This is a genomic window from Ramlibacter sp., from assembly GCF_041916345.1.
GTDB lineage: Bacteria > Pseudomonadota > Gammaproteobacteria > Burkholderiales > Burkholderiaceae_C > Ramlibacter.
On sequence record NZ_JAYRZR010000001.1, the window covers coordinates 115,684 to 134,599 of the forward strand.

At 59.1% G+C, this 18,916-nt stretch carries 17 protein-coding genes; 16 read left to right on the forward strand and 1 reads right to left on the reverse strand.

Going from position 1 to position 18,916, the window contains the following annotated elements:
• The first annotated feature begins 231 nt into the window (after window positions 1–231).
• From ACE3T5_RS00530 to ACE3T5_RS00545, 4 genes are all read left to right on the forward strand, one after another.
• Window positions 232–690: a hypothetical protein gene (locus ACE3T5_RS00530; RefSeq protein WP_374663300.1), complete on the forward strand. Its 459-nt coding sequence runs from the start codon at window positions 232–234 to the stop codon at window positions 688–690.
• An 88-nt stretch (window positions 691–778) separates the two neighbouring features.
• Window positions 779–1,219 carry a hypothetical protein gene (locus ACE3T5_RS00535; RefSeq protein ID WP_374663302.1) on the forward strand — a complete coding sequence of 147 codons (441 nt, stop codon included), beginning with the start codon at window positions 779–781 and terminating at the stop codon, window positions 1,217–1,219.
• Between the two features lie 655 nt (window positions 1,220–1,874).
• Window positions 1,875–2,372 carry a hypothetical protein gene (locus ACE3T5_RS00540; protein WP_207375691.1) on the forward strand — a complete coding sequence of 166 codons (498 nt, stop codon included), beginning with the start codon at window positions 1,875–1,877 and terminating at the stop codon, window positions 2,370–2,372.
• Between the two features lie 165 nt (window positions 2,373–2,537).
• Window positions 2,538–2,861, forward strand: coding sequence for a hypothetical protein (locus ACE3T5_RS00545; RefSeq protein WP_374663304.1), 324 nt, complete (start codon window positions 2,538–2,540; stop codon window positions 2,859–2,861).
• Here ACE3T5_RS00545 and ACE3T5_RS00550 read toward each other — a convergent pair.
• Entirely contained in the window at window positions 2,858–3,148 is a 291-nt protein-coding gene (locus tag ACE3T5_RS00550; RefSeq protein ID WP_172207235.1) for a helix-turn-helix domain-containing protein, read from the reverse strand. The genes ACE3T5_RS00545 and ACE3T5_RS00550 overlap by 4 nt on opposite strands.
• Before the next feature lie 242 nt (window positions 3,149–3,390).
• On the opposite strand from ACE3T5_RS00550, the gene ACE3T5_RS00555 reads away from it, so the two are divergent.
• From ACE3T5_RS00555 to ACE3T5_RS00610, 12 genes are all read left to right on the forward strand, one after another.
• On the forward strand, window positions 3,391–4,131 hold the full coding sequence (locus tag ACE3T5_RS00555) for an alpha/beta hydrolase (protein WP_374663307.1): 741 nt from the start codon (window positions 3,391–3,393) through the stop codon (window positions 4,129–4,131).
• A 263-nt stretch (window positions 4,132–4,394) separates the two neighbouring features.
• Complete coding sequence (locus ACE3T5_RS00560; RefSeq protein ID WP_374663309.1) at window positions 4,395–4,754, forward strand: hypothetical protein; 360 nt, start codon at window positions 4,395–4,397, stop codon at window positions 4,752–4,754.
• A 1-nt stretch (window position 4,755) separates the two neighbouring features.
• Complete coding sequence (locus ACE3T5_RS00565; protein WP_374663311.1) at window positions 4,756–5,109, forward strand: hypothetical protein; 354 nt, start codon at window positions 4,756–4,758, stop codon at window positions 5,107–5,109.
• A complete protein-coding gene (locus ACE3T5_RS00570; protein WP_374663313.1) occupies window positions 5,102–6,016 on the forward strand; it encodes a site-specific integrase in 915 nt (304 codons plus the stop codon). Before ACE3T5_RS00565 ends, ACE3T5_RS00570 begins: the two co-directional genes overlap by 8 nt.
• A 126-nt stretch (window positions 6,017–6,142) precedes the next feature.
• Window positions 6,143–6,448, forward strand: coding sequence for a helix-turn-helix domain-containing protein (locus ACE3T5_RS00575; RefSeq protein ID WP_374663315.1), 306 nt, complete (start codon window positions 6,143–6,145; stop codon window positions 6,446–6,448).
• Window positions 6,448–9,201 carry a DUF499 domain-containing protein gene (locus ACE3T5_RS00580; protein ID WP_374663317.1) on the forward strand — a complete coding sequence of 918 codons (2,754 nt, stop codon included), beginning with the start codon at window positions 6,448–6,450 and terminating at the stop codon, window positions 9,199–9,201. Before ACE3T5_RS00575 ends, ACE3T5_RS00580 begins: the two co-directional genes overlap by 1 nt.
• Window positions 9,201–10,190 (forward strand): hypothetical protein, encoded by a 990-nt coding sequence (locus tag ACE3T5_RS00585; protein WP_374663319.1) that lies wholly within the window; start codon window positions 9,201–9,203, stop codon window positions 10,188–10,190. Before ACE3T5_RS00580 ends, ACE3T5_RS00585 begins: the two co-directional genes overlap by 1 nt.
• Window positions 10,191–10,223: 33 nt before the next feature.
• Entirely contained in the window at window positions 10,224–11,243 is a 1,020-nt protein-coding gene (locus ACE3T5_RS00590) for an AAA family ATPase (RefSeq protein WP_374663321.1), read from the forward strand.
• Window positions 11,243–13,867, forward strand: a complete 2,625-nt coding sequence (locus ACE3T5_RS00595) for a S8 family peptidase (RefSeq protein WP_374663323.1) — start codon at window positions 11,243–11,245, stop codon at window positions 13,865–13,867. The genes ACE3T5_RS00590 and ACE3T5_RS00595 overlap by 1 nt, the downstream gene beginning before the upstream one ends.
• Window positions 13,868–13,887: 20 nt before the next feature.
• The gene (locus ACE3T5_RS00600; protein ID WP_374663325.1) at window positions 13,888–17,124 is read left to right on the forward strand and encodes a DUF1156 domain-containing protein; all 3,237 of its coding nucleotides are present in this window, start codon (window positions 13,888–13,890) and stop codon (window positions 17,122–17,124) included.
• The gene (locus ACE3T5_RS00605) at window positions 17,121–17,621 is read left to right on the forward strand and encodes a hypothetical protein (RefSeq protein WP_374663327.1); all 501 of its coding nucleotides are present in this window, start codon (window positions 17,121–17,123) and stop codon (window positions 17,619–17,621) included. The genes ACE3T5_RS00600 and ACE3T5_RS00605 overlap by 4 nt, the downstream gene beginning before the upstream one ends.
• 9 nt (window positions 17,622–17,630) lie before the next feature.
• The coding region (locus ACE3T5_RS00610) for a DEAD/DEAH box helicase (RefSeq protein WP_374663329.1) at window positions 17,631–18,916 on the forward strand (1,286 nt) is incomplete at its 3' end.

Consider the following 18,916-nt stretch of genomic DNA (forward strand, 5'->3'; position numbering starts at 1 on the left):
CAGCGTCATTGCGCAAATCGCCTTGTTGACGCCACCTTGTGCGCGCCGATGGGTAGGGTTCAGGTCCGTGTCACCACTAGCGGCTGAATCATGGGAAGTGGCGGAATGAGATGGGGTGCGGGCCGACCTGGCTACAGAGCAAAGGCCGAACACCTGCAGCGGGTGGACATCCGCGTTTGGCACCGGGGCGGCTACCTGCGGGCGGGCCGGTCATTCACATGGAGCTGGAACGTGGGCGGCGACCCGGCCGGCTCCATTGGCGTGCTGGTGAACGATGCGCACTCCCTGCGCCTGGAGTACATGGTGGGCAGCGGTGACAACCGGCGCGACGGCAGCCAGATGATCCATTTGACGCGCACCCCCTGCCACCTCGGAGGCGCGCGGCCGTGGTTTGTCTGCCCCCTGTGCCATCGGCGCGCGGGGCTGCTGTACCTGCGCTGGGGGCGTTTTGCTTGCCGGCCATGCCAGCGGGTGGCCTACGCTGTCCAAAGTTGCGACCGACTGGACGCGCTGTGGCGACGGCAGGCCAAGATTGAAAGCCGGTTGGGCGACAACTGGAAGCGGCCCAAGGGCATGAGGCTTCGCACCTATGACCGGCTCATGGCGGCGCTGGTGGACTGCGAGGAAAGGCGCGATGCTGCATTTGCATCGGTAGCAGCGCGGCTGCTGGCCTTGGACCGAGGGTTGTGAGGCGTAGGCGAAATCGCTGATGGACAGGCGCCGCAACACCGGTCAATGTAACTCCGATTGAGAGCTTAATAACCTAAGGAGAATGCGAATGTGGAAGATCATTTCGGCCCTTCTTGTTGCGGCTGCGACGGCGGGGTGTACGACGATGATTGCGGGGGCTGTTGCTGTGGGAACGCCTGAGGAAATCAAAAGATCGTCCTACGTGACCAGCATTGCATCGCCGAAGCCACTGGGAACCGTCAGCGCGTGCCTCAAGACTGCACTGCTGCAAGCAAAGAGCGGCTCGAGGCCGGCGCAGTTCTCCTATCGAGACACCGGCGCCGAGCCACACCAGTTCATCATCAGCAACAACGTGCCTTCCACGTGGAGCGGCGCACGGCCAGAAATTCTGGCTTTGGTTGAAAGCTCCAGCAACGGGCGCGGTGGTTCAGTGACGCAAATCTGGGCGCACCCGAGGTTGTTGAGTGACGGGGGCTCACAGGGATATCTGGATCGCACGGTTGAGCTGACCAGACCATGCACCAACTAGACTTCGGTCCTGCCTTCTGCCACGCGAACGACTGGGGGGGGGCGGGGGGCTTCCAGGCTTCGGCGACCGTCAACTGGAAACCACACTCGGAGCCACGCGCGGAAATTCTTCCGCCATGGGAATCTGGCAATCAAACGCGCGCGGCCCGTCAGGGAGTCACTTCGCACGGCAGGGGGTATTTTTGGGGGTAGATCGGATCCCGAGAAGGCCGAAACCTAGCGTTCATGCGGGTTGGCGGGGATGATGTGAAAGACGCCCTCCCGCCATACAAAGCTCGTAAGTGTTTGATTGCTAAGGGAATTTGAAATTTTAGCAGGCAGCACTTATCAAAGCAAATATCAAAAGCCGCAGCGAGCAATCGTTGCGGCTTTTGTCTTTTCGAGTGTGCTCCAAGCTCCATCACGCTGAGTCATCGCAGTCTGTGCAGGGCTGCAAAGTTTTTCAGTGGTCGATCTGCGCATGAGCCCCGTGGTACGGTTAAAAAGCCGTCGCTCCAAGTCATTGCGTAGCGCACGGTATCCACTCGCACGGCAGCGCCCTCGTCAACAGGGCCGATTTGTCATCCCCCCTCGCTGATAGCCAAGTCTCTGACCACCCCATGCCGCAGAGGCCGGCACTGCTGTGCGCTTTTCATTTCTGCACAGGAGCACACCACATGGCAACAACCCCTAACCCAACCTCATTCCAACCTACTTTTAGACGTGTCGCCCAGCAAGGTCGGCACGACGACATCTTTGCGGTGATTTCCATGCTGACCGGCAAGACCACGGATGCGATCTTCCGCCAGGCGGAGGGGTTAGGCTTGCCGAAGGTAGGCCCCTTTCATGCGTGGATCGATGGCGACATGATCGCCAAGCTGCTTGCAGGAGGCGGCCTCGTCGCAACGGTCTGGAAGGAATGCTCCAGCTACAAGGACTTGCCCGAGGTAGCCATCGTGATGGTAGATTACGACGCCGACTGGGAGGTGGGGCGTTGCGCGCTTTACCACCGGGGCACCTCCAGCGATGGAAAGACAGCGCAGCCCTACTTGGTTGACCCCTACCCGCATGCAGATAGCAAACTGCACCTACGTGTAGGCACCGCCGAGTTGAGTGGACTGCCTCCGTCGTGGTTCATCGGTGTCACGCAGATGGCGAAGACCGCTGGGAAGTGACCCATGCGCGGGCCGTACCTGTTCCCCGCGCTGCAAGGCCAGACGGTCACGGCCCTGCGCGTATGCGATCCCGCTGCAAACCCTTCGGCAAAGCCTACACACTTCGGAGCCATCGTCCTGCAATGCGAGCGCCACGCCCTGCTGTGCTATTGCCCTGTGCGGTACTTGCTCTACCCCCACGGCAGCAGCTTCGGCCAATGGGGCGACACCACCGCCGCCCTGCCATTTCGGGCCATCCTGTGCGAAGTAGAAGACTTGGAGGACTGGCTGCCGATCACAGCGGGAGCGCATTGGTCGCACCACGTTGTATCAGCGCCATGCCCGGTGGGCGAGGTTCTGGCCGAAGCACCGCAAATGGTCAAAACCGAAGACGCGGCCGATTGGCGATTGGCTTTCCGGTTCACGGGCAGAAGGCAGCTGCGGCTGTCCCGCATCGCTAAACACAACCGCCTGCAGTTCGTGCAAGCAGAGGCGGATCGGGCTGGCTAACGCTTGCCCTTGCGCGTCGGCAGTTCCTGCATCAGCTCGTCCGCTGTCAGGCCCAGCCCCTGAGCAATCCGCCAGATGTTGTACAGGGTCAGATTGCGCTCGCCCCGTTCCACAGCGCCCACGTAGTTGGCGTGCAGGTCAGCCTTCTCGGCCAGCATTTCCAGCGTCATCTGCCGCTCGATCCGGAACTCCCGCAGCCTGCTGCCGAATGCAGCCTGCACCCGGTCGCGCTCCTGCACGAAGCGTGCTTCGAGCGGTTGCGGCTTGTTGACGAGCACCCGGACCATGCCGGGTAGTCTGTTTATTCACACCCAATCAATCCACAAACTATCCGTTTGTTTGCGGCAAACTCACACCATCAACCAAACGGATAGTTGTTCTCATAAAAGGAGGTTCTACGTGTCCAAACGATCAGAAAAGGAAACCTGCGAAAACGCAGACTTGGTGGCTGAGCTTGAGTGACCCTGTAACGCTGAAACCAAAGGGAGGGAGATACATGTTCAGCCGAGTCCTTGTTCTACTGGCACTCATGCTCGCCGTCTGTGCTGCGCATGCGGAGGGATCCTTGCTCAAAGTACCGACCCGCGAAGGAGTCGTGACCACGTTGTTTTGGGAGGCCGCGCCCGACGCCAAAGCCACTGTGTTCCTGTTCCCTGGTGGAGGTGGTGGCTTCGGCAAAGTCGAGGACGGCAAGGCCACTGGAGGTAACTTCCTCGTGCGGTCAGCGCCGTACTTCCTTGCCAACGGCTTCAACGTCGCGATCTTTGGACGCCCCAACGACATGGACGAACTGGGCTGGACGGAGCGAACCGAACCCAAGCACATGACCGACGTTGCCAAGGTGCTGGAGTTCGTGAAGCAGAAAAGTAGCCTACCCGTGTGGATTGTAGGCACCAGTCGCGGCACCGTCTCAGCCACAGCGATGGCGATCAACGTCCATGACCCGGCCATAGCTGGGCTAGTGCTGACCTCCAGTGTGGTGCGCTATGCAACGCCGGGTGCAGTTCCGCGCCAAGACCTCAAGGCCCTCACCCTGCCGGTACTGGTCTATCACCATGCTAAGGACGCCTGCAAGCACTGCCAGGCCAGCGAAGCACCGCTCATCATCAAGGGACTCACCAACGCGGCTGTCAAAAAGTTGATGGTGGTCGATGGCGGGGCCAACCCGAGCGGGGACGAATGCGCGGGCCAGCACTGGCACGGCTTCATCGGCATGGAGCACGAGGCGGTTGACCAGATTGCCAGATGGATCAAGTCGCCTGCCAAATGAGCGTTGCGCCCCTGGTGCGGGGCAGCGAAGTTATCGGCAGCTTGCCGTAGCCGAAAGTGCCCTTGCACAATCGGCACGCCGCTGTATCACGGTGGCCATCGCGGGATAGATCACACATCCCGCCCCATCCCTCTCCGGCGTGCCGCCGCGCGGCATCGCCTCATCCTTCCCCCTTTCGCCGAGCACCTCGGGCATGCACGCATTGCCCCGAGCGATGCCGGCTGCGTGCGCCGGAGCCTGTCCTTATTGGCGGAGAACTCCCGATGCACGACTATCCCCTCACCTATTCCAGCCCCCGCGAGGTCGGTCTGCGCCGACTCGCACATCGCCCGTTGTTTGGACTGGGGCGCGTGGTCGCCACACCCGGCGCCCTGAACACCCTTGCCACAGCCCAATGCAATCCGGTTCGGCTACTCCAGCGACACCAGCACGGCGACTGGTGCGACACCGGTGAACTGTGTGCCGACGACAAGGACGCCAACGACCGCGCCCTGTTGACGGGCGGCCGCCTGCTGTCCGTCTACCGCGTGGATGGCATTCGGCTCTATGTCTTGACCGAAGCCGTAAACGAGGAATCCGGCCAGCGCGATAGTTCCTGCATCCTGCTGCCTTCGGAGTACTGAGATGCTGGCATCCGACACACCACGGCCCACACGGGCCTTGTTGACGCTGCTGCCCCGGTTGCTGGTCAATGCCCGGCATGAGCCCGACTTCGATGCCTGCGATGCCACCGTGCTGGTGCAGTTGGCCGAGGCCGCCGAATTGCTGCAACGCATCTTCCAGCTGGGCATCTCTGCCACAGGACAACTGCTGGCCCATGCCTCGGTTCAGGTCGAAACCGGTGAACTGGATCAAAGCACGGTCGAAGCTCTCGGATGGCTGCTGGCCGAACTCGGCGATGCGGCCGCCGCCTGCGTCGAACTGGCGGCACCATGCCGGCAGGCAACGGCAGACTTCACCGGAGCACGCCATGGCTAAGAATTCCCCAGCCCCCTCCGCACAGGTCAACCTCTACACCCGCGCCGCACTGGCCGAGAACACCCACCGCAGTTACCGGGTGGACTTGGCCCACTTCAGAGCCCATGGCGGCACCATCCCCACGACAGCGGTACAGCTCGCCGAATACCTGGCCAGCGCCGCGGACACATTGGCCGTGGCCACCCTTCAGCACAGGCTCATCGCCATCCACCGTGCGCATCTGGAAGCCGGGCATGCCTCACCCGCCATGGACTCCCTGGTCAAGCGCACCATGCAGGGCATTCGGCGCACGAAGGGCACAGCCCAGCGGCGCGTCCGCGCACTGGTCAAGGACGACATCATTGAGCTGGTCCTGACGGCAGAGAAACAGAGGCCGATGAAGGCCGCGCGCGACGCGGCACTCATCCTCATTGGCTTCGCAGGGGCGTTCCGTCGATCCGAGCTGGTGAGCATCCGCAATGAGGACATCACAGTGTTCGACCACGGCCTGGAAATCAACATCCGGCGCACTAAGACGCAGCAGGAGAAGGGGCACACGGTGTTCATCCCTTGCGCGAAGTCCTCGCGCTGTCCTGTCAAGGCGCTGGAAAACTGGCTGGTGCTAAGCGGCATCGAATCCGGCCCCGTGTTCCGGCCCATCAACAGACACGACCAGATCGCCAGCCATGAAGCCCTGACGCCGCAGTCGGTAGCCCTGGTACTGAAGGAAACAACGCACCGTGCCAAGAGCACGGACGCGGCAAAGTCAGTGGCGGGCCACAGCCTGCGCGCGGGCTACTGCACGGAGGCGGCCAGCGTAGGCATTGCGACACACATCATCATGGAGCAGACGGGCCACCGGTCGAGCGCCACGCTCGCCAAGTACATCCGACCCATTGCTCGTCGCAAGACGCCAAGCCTCCTCTAAGCGGATAGCGAACCTTTCGATCTGGCAACTTGCGCCACGTAGCGCGATGAAAGACCGTCGCCACTCCGCAAGCAAGACATCGTTGATCCATCTGCAACCATGAAAGGCCGACAAAGCAACTGACTCTTGAAAATTTTGCACTATCCTGTCGTGGTTTGCCCCAATCTGGTTGCCGCCATGTCATCAAGTACTCGTGAGGGCGAGATCCTCACCATCAAGCAGGTAGCCGAATACCTGAAGGTCACCGAAAGGACGATCTACAGGTTGGCCGCTGCCAAGAAGATCCCCGCCTTCAAGGTCGGGGGCACTTGGCGGTTTTCGCTGGCCGACATCGACAGCTGGATCAAGCAGCAGTCGATGGAGGGCTTGGACACGGGGCGAGATTCGGCCGGCGAAGCCGGAGAGCAAATTCAGGACAGGGAGAAGAAGTAATGCTGGGACTGACGCTACGCGAGGAATTCCGGGGCAAGCGCCTCAAGGGAACCGCGATTGAACTGTCGAACGACACCAATACCGGCGCGACGCAGATCGCCGCGCAGTCGTTCCTGGAGATTACCTACCCCACGCATGACCTGCTGAAAGGCATCGAGGCCGTAGGCCCGGACCAAGGGCGCCCGGTCGTGGTGATCGGTGAGCGAGGGCTTGGTAAGTCTCACTTGATGGCCGCGCTGTATCACGCGGTGAACGATGCCGCCTCGACGGGTGCTTGGCTGAATTCCTGGTCCACTACGTTAGGTGATCCGCAGATCGCCAAGATCGGCCTTCGCAGCGGCATGCAGGTGATTGGTGAGAGCCTGCATCGTCAGCGGTACAAGTTTCTTTGGGACTTGTTGCTGGAGCGGCACCCACACGGCACCTACATCAAGGGCAAGTGGGAGGGCATGGGTGCGGCGAAGACCGACATCCCGTCTGACAAGCTGATTCTCGAACTGCTTGAACACACCCCCACGATGCTGCTGCTGGACGAGTTCCAGACATGGTTCGACGGCCTGACGAACACCAAGCAGTACCCGTGGAAGAACTGGGCCTTCAACTTCATCCAAATCCTGTCGGAGATTGCCAAGGAGCGCCCAGACCTGCTGGTGCTGGTGATCTCGGTGCGCAACGGCGGCAGCGACGCCTACCAACAGGTGCACCGCGTCAACCCGGTGGCCATCGACTTCAAGGCGGGCGGAAACGCTGAACGCATTCAGCAAGACCGGCGCCGCATGCTGCTTCACCGCCTCTTCGACAACCGCCTTCAGATTGCGCCGGCCAGCATCGAAGCCTTGGTCGGAAAGCATGTGGCCGAGTACTTCCGGCTGCTTGACGTGCCTTCCGCAGAGCAGGAACGCAAGCGCCAGGAATTCACCGAATCTTGGCCCTACGCACCGCATCTGCTTCGCCTGCTGGAAGAGCAAGTGCTGATCGCCACCGACGCGCAGGAAACGCGCGACATGATTCGCATCCTTGCGAACCTCTATAAGAGCCGTGGCGAGGTCGCGCCGGTGCTCACAGCCGCTGACTTCCGGCTGGATGACGACGCCTCGGGCATCGGTGCGCTGCTGGACTCGGTGTCCAACGAGCATCACCGCACGTTGCGGGCCAAGGCGCAGCAAAACATCATCTCGGTGACCGAAGCGGTCAGTGAGCACGCAACTTTGGCACCCCACTTGCAAGAGATCGTGGGTGCCTTGTGGCTGCGCTCTATCGCCGTCGGCAACCTCGCCGGTGCGGAACCGCAGACCTTGCAGGTTGACATCACGCGCAGCAAGGCCGTTGATGACAACGCCTTCAATGTGGAGCTGGCAACGATTGTCGAGAACAGCTTCAACATCCACCAGGACGGCAACCGGCTTGTGTTCCGCGAGGAGGAGAACCCGCGCGCCAAGCTGATGGCCTGTGCTCGCAATGACAAGCTCTTTGCTGATGGCTCCGACCAGGCACAACTGGCCAAGCAGATTCGCTATGTCATCGGAGGCACTGACGAGGTGGCGAAGACCTTCCGCGTCATCGCCTTGCCCAAGTCATGGCAGACGGACCCATGGTCTACGTTGGATGAGTCTGAACAGCCGGAACGCTGGGACGACCGCCTGCCCATCCTGGTGCTGCCAGAAGAGCCTGACAACATCGACGCACGCCTCGGTCGCTGGCTCAAAGACCACCTGCAGAAGCGCCGCAACACCATCCGCTTCCTGTTGCCGCGTGCGGGCTCGACCAACGCCTTCCAAGACCGAGACTTGCTAATCCTCGCGCGTGCCGAAATGAAGGCGCAGGAATGGAGCAGTCAAGGCCCCGAGTACAAGAAGCTGCACACCGAATATCAAGGTGCCCTGCGCGACATCCTCAAGAAGCGGTTCGACCGGTTCGCTGTGGTGCAGCGATGGAACTTCGCTGACCCCGCGCAATGCCGCTTCAGCGTGGAAAGCCTGAAGAAGCAAGGCGCGCAGATTCCCGAAGGCATCGAAGAGGCGTTGACCAACGATCTTTTCGTACCCGAGGACTTTGAGGATTTGGTGCTCGAAGCCGCCTCCGAGAACTCGGCGGTGGGCAAGCTGCTGCGTGAGTTGCAGGAGCCGCGGCCTGCGGGCCAGGACTGCATTCCTTGGCTCGGCGAAACCTCGATGAAGGAACGCATCCTTCGCCTGTGCGCGCGCGGAAAGATCGTCATCAACCTGCGCCAAATGGAATGGCTGCAAACCAATCCCGGTGAGGACGAGGACACCGCATGGCGGCGCTTGCGTCCCAAGCTCTCGTACACCGGCCGTCAGCTTGACGAAGTCTTCCTGCTTGAACCCTCTGCGGTGCCTGCCACCGGCGGCACCACGCCGACAGCACCCACTGGCACGCCCGGCACGCCAAACACTGGCGGGGGGCTGTTCGGAGGCGGCACCAACCCTCCCGCACCTCCTGGGGTGAACGAACCAACACCGGGCGGACAGCCTGTGCCTCCGGCCAGTAATGGCGGTGGCATCTTCGGTGGCTCCGCAGCCAACGGCACCCCGCGCATTCCGCTGCACACCCCGCCCACCTCTCCGCTGAACCTGATCGGAAAGCTGGAAGGCTGGGGCATCGGCCCGGCGACGCAGGTTGCCGAGGTTTCCATCAAGGTGTCTGCCGCCACTGGCGCACAGCTCAAGGAGCTGCTGAAGAAGCTGCCCGATGGCATGACGTTCGAGCTGAACCTTGAGAAGGAGGACAAGTAATGGCCCTCCATCCTGAAATCCTGAAGGAACTGACCAAGGGTTCCGCCGCCGATGCTTGGGGCGTCATCGTCAAGAGCGCCACGGAGATTGCCTCCAAGCCCTTGGCCGTTGGCAACGCCCCGAGCGAAGTCATCAAGCGCGACCGAGAGATCGGCGCCTTGGACAACTTCCTGTCCGCCAGCGGCTGGGACTTGTGGAGCAGCTTCGGCGATTCCGTTGAGCGGACTTCGGACCGTCTCGCGCGCTGGTGGGCGGAGCCGTACAGCGCCAAAGCCGTACTGATTCTGGACGGCCTGTCACTGCGCGAACTGCCCTGGCTGTTGCAAGGTGCCAAAGAGCGCGGCTTCAAGTTGCACGAAGTCTCGGCCAACGCCTCGGAACTCCCAGGCGAGACCAACGAGTTTGCGCGCGCCCTTGGGTTTGGCAGCCGCAGCCAGCTTCAGAACAACGGCGCTGGCCTCGCGCATCGTCTTCAGCCCGCGCAGACCGAAAGCCTGGACATGCCGTGGAAGGACTGCGAAGGCTTGGTCAACGGTGCGCCCAATTGGGTGTTCTGGCACCACTGGCCTGACAGCAAGATTCACGATGCGGCCGTCGCCGGTCAAGGTCTCGACACACTGACCAAGGATGCCGCCGATCAGCTCACCAGCGATGACTTCTGGTCGTTCGTCGAACGCCTTGCAACCGGCCGCCGTCTGGTCATCACATCCGATCATGGCTACGCCGCCACAGGCTACTTCCCTGATGCCGAAGGCGATGTCGGTCAGCATCTCAAGAAGACCTTTTCAAGCGGACGCAGCGTTGCTGGTGTTGGCGAAGCCGGGCCCTTCGTGCCCCCCGTCGCCCTGCAATTGAATAGCCCGCACGGAGCCCACGTGCTGGCGTTAGGCCGTAGGAAGTGGAAGAGCCAAGGCGGCTATCCGACGCTAACGCATGGTGGGCTCTCGATACTGGAGGTTTTGTCGCCTTGGGTTGAGATAACCAAGTGAATAGGCAAATGAAATATTTTGGAGTAACAGCTCATGGCCCAAGCTGACTTATTAGTCGACCTCGTAAGAAACGCCACTAGTGGCGATCAGCTTGCATTTCGCAAGGCTGCTGAGGGATTGATTCAGGAAGAAAAACAAAAGGGCCATCGCCTTCTGGCCGAACGCTTGGCTAAAGCATTGCAGCCCAATGTGTCACAAGCGCGCCCATCCCCACCCAAACCGATGGGTGGCGCGGCACAAAAGGAATTGTTTTATGAGATTACTCCAGAGCGCAAGCTCGATAGCCTAGTCCTTCCTGAGAAGATAAAGATTCAGGTGCAAGAACTCATCGAAGAGCAGCACCGATCTGAACTACTTCATGCTCACAATCTCAGTGCACGCAGCCGAGTATTGCTGGCGGGCCCTCCGGGAAATGGGAAAACGACCCTGGCGGAAGCTCTGGCGTTTGAGCTGATGTACCCCTTAATCGTTATCCGCTATGAAAGTTTGGTGGGGAGTTATCTTGGGGAGACCTCTAGCCGATTGAAGAACGTTCTTGACTATGCCAGGACGCAACGTTGCGTTTTGTTCTTCGATGAATTCGAGACTCTGGGTAAAGAGCGGGGTGATACCCATGAAACTGGAGAAATTAAGCGTGTCGTTAGTAGCCTGCTGTTGCAGCTCGACGAGATGCCTGATTACGTGGTCGTAGTGGCTGCAAGTAATCACCCTGAACTTCTGGATAAGGCCGTATGGCGACGTTTTCAGTTGCGCATTGAATTACCCACTCCGACGCGTAGGCAGCTAACCCAATACATTGACTCAATAGCCAAACGATGCTCTGTGAATTTTGGGTACGAAGCGGAAACTCTGGCGAAACACCTTTTAGGGTTGAATTTTGCAGAGGTGGAGGAGTTTTGCCTAGGAGTTGTTCGGCGCGCGGTTCTCGACCTCAAAACAGAAGATGCTCAACAAATCACCAAGCTGAAGTTAGAGCAGTGGAAAGGGCGCTTGCGGCCAACCGTTAAGCGCACAGAGGTGGTGGAACGTGAGCAAGAAGGGACTAACTCCTAATGGCGACCTCGCTTCCTCTTCTCGTCTTCCCTCGGGCAAAGACAATTGCGCCGCCAAAGGGTAACGGTTTCCCTTCTAGCCAGCCGCACCTTCCGGGGCACGGGAAGCAAGTCGTTCGTCTAGGTGGACAACTGACGGCTCTCCAGGAAGACTTTGACCGCTACAGGGCAAGTGTGAGCAGCTCTGTAGCGGGCTTCGAGCCTGAAACAGTATTGGTGATTGAAATCGCCGGGAGTATTGATGAGTTTCGTCAAGCGACTGAGGCCATTGGGCTTGAGTGGCTAGGTGAATGGGATGTCGATGACATCCCTCCTGATGACGATTTCTTTGAACGAAATACCAAAGGGGAGCGCACCGCCAAAGCCGTCAAAGGTCGGATGTTCTTGTCACTCGGGAACGATGCAGGGATGCGGGAGCTTTTGTCTCTTTGGAACGCTTGGGCAAATAGCCAAACGCTGCCATTCGGTAAAACCAAGTGGCGAGATGTATTTAACCAGACCGTTCAAATCCGTCGCTGGGGAATCGAAGAAGCATTGCGCGAAACTGGGATGCTGGACCGCTGGAGGGATTTGCTTGATCCGGTCAATCCTAGTGAACCGATCCGCTGCCAGATCGAGATGTTTTATCGCAAGTCAGAAGAGAAGCGAGCTCAGACCGAGCGCAACATCGCTGCGCTTCTTGAGGCTGCTGGCGGAAGAGCTTTGGGTGGCTTTATCGACATGCCAGAGATCGGATTTCATGCTGTCAAGGCAGAAATTCCGGCTGAGAGCATTCGACGACTTCTGGTCGACCTCGATTCGGAATCTCACGACACTGACATCCAACTATTCAAATTCCACGGGGTTATGTATTTCCGCCCTACCGGTCAGAGTCTTGCTTTGACAGAGGAGGGCGCCGGAGTTGAAACAGAAATATCTGAAGGAGAAGTCGATCTACCTCCGGTGGTCGCCATCTTGGATGGCGTTCCAAACTTGCAGCATCGCGCCCTGAAAGGTCGGCTTGTTCTCGATGACCCCGACAATCTTTCATCAAAGTATTCTCCGGGCGAACGAAAGCACGGTACGTCAATGGCATCTCTGGTGGTTCACGGAGAGATGCTAGATGGGCACTCTGATCCACTGCGGCGTTTAGTCTACGTCTCACCAATCATGGAGCCCGACGCGCAGTCGATAGATCGACGAGAGCATGTGCCCGATGAAGTCTTTTTTGAGGATCGCATTGCGCGTGCTGTCAAGCGTATGTTCCAGGGTGAAGGAACTGTTCCCGCGCAAGCACCTAGTGTCTGCGTAATCAATCTTTCGATTGGCGATCCGGAACGCCCTTTCATTCATACACCGAGCCCATGGGCACGGCTACTGGATTGGCTATCGTGGAAATACCGCGTGCTCTTCTGCGTAAGCGCAGGAAATCACCCTGATGCTATCGACATTGGATTGCCTCATTCGCAGTACCAGTTGTTATCAGATCGGCAGAAGGTGGAGCACCTTCTGAAGTGCATTCAGACGCAACTGTCCAGCCGACGGATCTTGTCACCTGCTGAAGCTATAAATGTCATCTCGGTCGGTGCAACGCATGCCGATGGGGTTGACGCTTACTACCAGGGACAGCGAACTGATCTATTGCCGGACGCACGTCTATTCAGCCCTGCCGCGCGGCTGGGCCATGGATTCCGCCGTGCGGTCAAGCCAGAGGTACTTTTCCCTGGTGGACGGCAGCTATATAGGACTCCAGTTTCAGACGCTCACACTGTCTATCAGACTGATCGCGGACTTCTCCCCCCAGGTCACAAGGTTGCATGGGATAGCACTCAGGCAGGGGATTTGTCTCAGACGGTCCATACCCGTGGAACCAGTAATGCCACGGCCCTCGCTACGCGGAGTGCAGCAAAAATCTACGAAGTGCTTGAAACCTTGCGCACGGAGAGTCGAGAACTCATTCCGCAAGGGTTGATTTCAGTACTCATCAAGGCACTTCTTGTTCACGGCGCAAAACAAGATGACGACGCTTGCAAGGTAATAGCTTCCGCGTTGAAGACGCCTCAAAATTCCAGGCAGTTTAAAGAGGTGATTGCACGTTATCTTGGCTATGGTGAGGTCGCGGTTGAAAGAGTGCTGGCGTGCACTGAGCAGCGCGGCACTGTCTTGGGTTGCGGCGAAATACGTGAGAACGAAATACACGAGTTTCGACTTCCTCTTCCGCCGGGCCTTTCCACTAGCCAAGTATGGCGTCGGATGGTGGTGACTTTGGCCTGGTTCAGCCCTGTGAATCCAGACCATCGGAATTTCCGCGAAGCGAAACTGGAACTTTCTCCCGTGGGCAGCTGGGGTGATCTACCACTTAAGCTTGCACGCACTGATGGAGACCACAATCAAGTCCTGCGCGGAACGGTGCAGCACGAGGTTGTCGAGGGCTCAAAGCAGGTTGCAGCATTTCAAGATGGGGACAGCATCCTGTTGCATGTCTCCTGCAAAAAGGATGCGACCGCGCGACTTGACGATGCGATTCCCTATGGGCTTGCCGTCACACTGGAAGTCGCCGAGGGTGTCCAGATTCCGATTTATGAACAGCTTCGCACCAGACTGCAGGCGCAAGTGGCGGTCGGTGCAGTTGAGGGAACACGCTAATGGCTACAAAAAAAGAACTCTTGGCACAGGAAGTTGCCAAGGCAGTCGGTGCAGGAAAACCGGTCGCGCTTGAAACCGTTGACTTCAACGATCCTGACCGTCCCAAGACATGTCTGGAGGTGGACTTCCCGATCCTGCCGGTCAATCAGGTGGCGATCATCGAGGGCAACGCAGGTAAGCCCATCTACCAAATGTCCAAGTGGTGGGCGCGGCGCCGTTCCAGTGTGTTCCGGTCGATGCTGATCGCGGCAGCGACCAAGGCCCCCGAGGACAAGTCGCACGCCGCCAAGCTGGTGTGGGACAACTACTACGCCAATCACCAGAAGAAAGGCGCGTTCAAGCATCTGAAGGTGGCCGACATCTTCATGGGCGGTGGCACCACGCTGGTGGAAGGCTCACGCCTTGGCATGCAGATGGTTGGCAATGACCTGAATCCGGTCGCTTGGTTTGTGGTCAAGCAAGAGCTCGCGAACGTCGATCTGGACGAGGTGAAGCGTCTGCTCGCCGACATTGAGGCCGAGGTCAAGCCGCAGATCATGCCGTACTACTACTGCGATGGCCCGGAGGGAGAAAAGGGCACTTGGACGCACCTGCCGACGAAAAAGGTGATGCCTGCCGACTTCGATCCGCTGAGCATCCCGCGTGAGGAACGTAAGGAGTACCGCTACGAGGGCCCGGAGATTATTTACACCTTCTGGGCTAAGCACGGGCCTTGTCAGGTGACGGGCTGTGGCCACCGTACGCCGATCATGAGCAGTCCAGTAATTGCCGTGAAGACGATCACTGTCAAGCACTGGGAGCACTCGTGCAGCAACTGTGGTATTCGATTTCATATTGAAGCTGAAGCCGCCCGAATGGCGCCCGATGCTCCCTTGTTTGTTGCGTCCTCGGAACAGCCCTACGCGCTGCTTGATCCTGTTCAGGGCGTAACTTGTCCGCACTGCGCACATAACGCCGCCGCCCATACGCACCCCAAAGATGGATTAGTTGTTGTTGGTGACCGAGGTCAAATCAAACTCGGCAAAGGTACGAACAAGAAGGTCGAGTTGAGCCTTTTGGTGCATCCGCAGTGGCTGGCCGGTTCGCCCAAGCAAGACGCAAATAGCCAGCCATATGGTGGATCGGCGCAGGATGATGTTGTGACGACTGCACGCTGGGATCATGAGCGCGCGTCGAAAATTCGATTGCTGGAAGTGCGAGGCAACTTGCCTGAGGAAGTGACGTGCCCTGAAACGCAAGTCACTTTTCCGACAGATCGCGCCAACAAGGCTGGCAATGGGAAGTTTACTTGTGCGCAATGCGGCACCACTCAGGACATCATCTCAGCATTGCGGCCGACAGAAAAGACTGCGCCTTTTGGCGCCTATGCGGTTCAGGGCTACGCTCCAAAGCGTGATATGTCAGGAAAGCCCTATAGCGGCCGCTTCTTCGGCGCGTTCGATGTCACGCATGCCAACCAGTACGACGCTGCCCTAGCTGAATGGGAAGTACGTAAGGATGCTGATCTAGCGGACTATTGGCCGCAATCTGACATTCCACCAAGCCTGCGTGCGATGGTTAAGGATTTGATAGCCAATGGGCATGGCTATAAAAAATGGGCGGACATGTTTAGCGCCCGCCAGCTTTTGGTGCATGCACAGTTGCTGAAGGCAATTGTCACCATAGGAGACTATGACTGGGCCACGCGCGAGTACGTGCTTGGTGCGTTTCAGCAATATTTGCGCAATCAGTGCCTGTTTAGTTTTTGGAATCCACAGCGAGATACGCCTGAGCCGATGTTCTCGAACAGTAACTACCATCCGAAGTTAACGGTAGTTGAGAATTGTGTATTTCCTGACCTCGGTCGTGGTAATTGGGCGTCCAGCTCAGAGGGGATTCTTGAAGGTCGCGAATGGGCTATTGACCCTTGGGAAGTTGTCAGTGTGGAAAGCCTCAGCCGGCAAGACCCAGCTCTGGCTGAAAGGCTAAGTGGGAAAAGTGAGAAGGTGAAGCCGGGCGATCCAGTATTGAACGTGGATGTTCGTCAAGGCTCATCCACCAATCTACACGAGCTTGAAACAGCAAGCCTAGACTTGGTCATCACGGACCCACCATTCGGCGATCTTTTGCAATATTCCGAGCTTGCTGACTATTTTTATGTCTGGCTGCGTTTGGCACTTAAAGGCAAATATCCTGAAATTTTCGAGCCGGAATACACCCCAAAGTCGCTGGAAGCCGTTGCTAACAGCTTTCGCGAGCCGGAAGACTCAAACGGTTTCTATCAAAGGCTGCTCACGCAATGTTGGCGCGAGGCGCACCGCCTTTTGAAGCCAAGTGGAATCCTCGCCTTCACCTTTCATCATAGTGAGGATGAGCCTTGGGTGGCAGTGCTTGAGTCTCTGTTCGATGCGGGCTACTACCTGGAAGCGACTTACCCAATTCGATCAGACGAAACCAAAGGTGACAACGCTGAATTCGGGGCGCAAAAAATCGAGTACGACGTCATCCACGTCTGTCGCAAGCGCACAGAGGAACCCAAGCCGGTGAGCTGGGGCCGCATGCGCCGTGAGGTGATGGCCGACGTACGCCAACTCCAGGCGATGCTTGAGAACCATGCAAAGGAAGGGCTGCCAGCGGCTGACATCCAGGTGATCCGGCGTGGCAAGGCGTTGGAGTACTTCTCTCGGCACTACGGCAAGGTCTACGTTGACGAAGGGCGAACGATCTCCGTCAAGGAGGCGTTGGTCGGTATCAATCAGTTGATCGACGAGGATGCTGACAAGGGCAAAGAGCCTCCGCCGGTCAACGCCGAGCCGATCACGCGGCAATTCCTGCGCACCTTTGGGAGTGCCGCCGAAATGAAGCGCGATCAGCTGCAGAAGTTCCTGAAGGGCTCCATCACAACGCCGGACGAATTCGAGCAGCGCGGTTGGTGCTCAGAGAAGAGCAAGGTGTTCACGCGCGTGAATCCGCTGGACTTTGCCCGTGAATGGTCTGGCAAACACAAGCGTCGCCTCACCTCCGATCTCGATCAGGCGCTGGTGCTCATCGGGGCCTGCTTCGATGGGAGTGGCATCAACGCGGCCGACACACTGAAGAACGAGAACTTCAAGCCGCACGTGGCCCTGAAGCCCTTGCTGGAGTGGCTGCATAGGCACGGCCCCGATCAGGCAAACCGGAACGCGGCTTCGCGCGCGGTGTCCATCTACAACGCCTGGGCCGCGACGCAGACGGCCATGCCGCAGCAGACTTCCCTGTTCGAGGAGTACGAGGTATGAAGCAAACCCTAGACACCGTCTGGCAGCGGCGCGGCACCAGTTGGGTGTGGGACGAAGAGGCTCGCAACCAAGTTTGTGAGGCTGGGCAAGTCTGGAGCTTGCGGCAGTTTTTGCAGGCGGTTGGCAATTGGCCTGACGACCTGCCTAGCAACGACAACAACACGGTGGTGGTGGCCGGGCTGGAAGCCAGCCTTGACCTGCTGACGCCGGAAGATGCGGAAGCCTGGTTGGGCGATGCCATCAAGGACGCCATTCTCTCGTTCCAAGCCTATTACGAGGGCGAAGCGGCGCTGATTTTCTGGCTGCCGGCAGGCCAGGGCCGCATCAAGCTCAACCCGGCCACTGACTCCATCGAGTGGCGCTGTGCTGCCCCCCATAGTGAAAGCCTGTTGGCCTTCGGCCGCATCCTTTGGGGCGAGGCCAACGAGTACCCGCAGGAAATCTTGCTGCGCGAAGGCGCCAAGGCCGCCGGCCTGTTCCACCTGCGGATTACGTGAGGCCCGCGCGTGGATAAGGAGCTTCAGTTTCAACCCGGCGAGCGCATCAGCCATCACGAGTTTGGTTCTGGCGTCGTTCTTGACCCAGCCCGTGACGGGTACCTGCGAGCGTTCTTCAGCATTGGCGAGCGCCGCGTTCCTGTCGCGGCGGTGCGGCGCCAGCTGTCACGCACCGAGCGCATCTTGCGTGCCGTTGATGGCGGCGAGGATCGCGCGCGGAAGGCATGGCTGTCCTACGAGGCGCACGCACTGCCGGTCATGGAGAGCGCATCGGCGCTGACTTCCGCCAAGATCGACCTGCTGCCGCATCAGGTGGTTTTGACCCATCGGATCGCCACCGCTTCACCCCGGCGCTATCTCATCGCCGACGAGGTGGGCCTGGGCAAGACCATTGAAACTGCGCTGATCCTCCGCGAGCTGGCCAGCCGAGGCGAGCTGAACCGCGCTTTGATGGTCGTGCCCGCAGGCTTGGTGCACAACTGGCACCGTGAATTGAACGAGGTGTTCAACCTCGACTTCGAGGTGTTCGGCTCCGAGGGTGACATCACCGACCGCAAGACCAATGCGTTTGCCAAGCATGACCGCCTGATCGCCAGCATTGACACCCTGAAGCGCCCCGCGCGTATCAAGCGCCTGCTTGATGCACCTCGTTGGGACTTGGTGGTGTTTGATGAAGCCCACCACCTGACGGCCTACCGTAACGGCGGCAAGGTCAGGAAGACCGAGAACTACAAGCTGGCCGAGGCGCTGAAGGATCATTCTCGTGACCTGATGCTGCTGTCGGCCACACCGCACCAAGGCAATCACTTCCAGTTCTGGATGCTGGCGCAGTTGCTCAACCCGACGCTGTTCGGCAGCCCGGAAGAGATGTTGGAAAACCGGCACCGCCTGAACACGGTGATGTTCCGCCGCACCAAGGCGGATGCATGCCAACCCGATGGCTCACCGCTGTTCGCGCGGCGGTGGGTTCACACCGAATCCTTCCTGATGTGTGCGGAGGAGCGGCTGTTCTACGAGAAGCTGCGCGAGTACCTGGAAGACGGTTTCAACTTGGCGCGGCGCCAAGGCAGCAAAGGGCAGGCGCTCGGATTTCTGATGGCGATCTTCCAGAAGATTGCTGCATCGAGCTTTGCGGCTGTCAAGCGCACGTTGAAGCGCCGACTGCTGATGCTGACCTTGCACGAGGCCCTGCTGCGTGACAAAGACCTGGACATTGAAGGCCGGGAGAGACTGACTGACGAAGCCAGAGAGCTGATCCATGACGAGTTCGGCTTGGCGCGCGATCCGATTGGCCG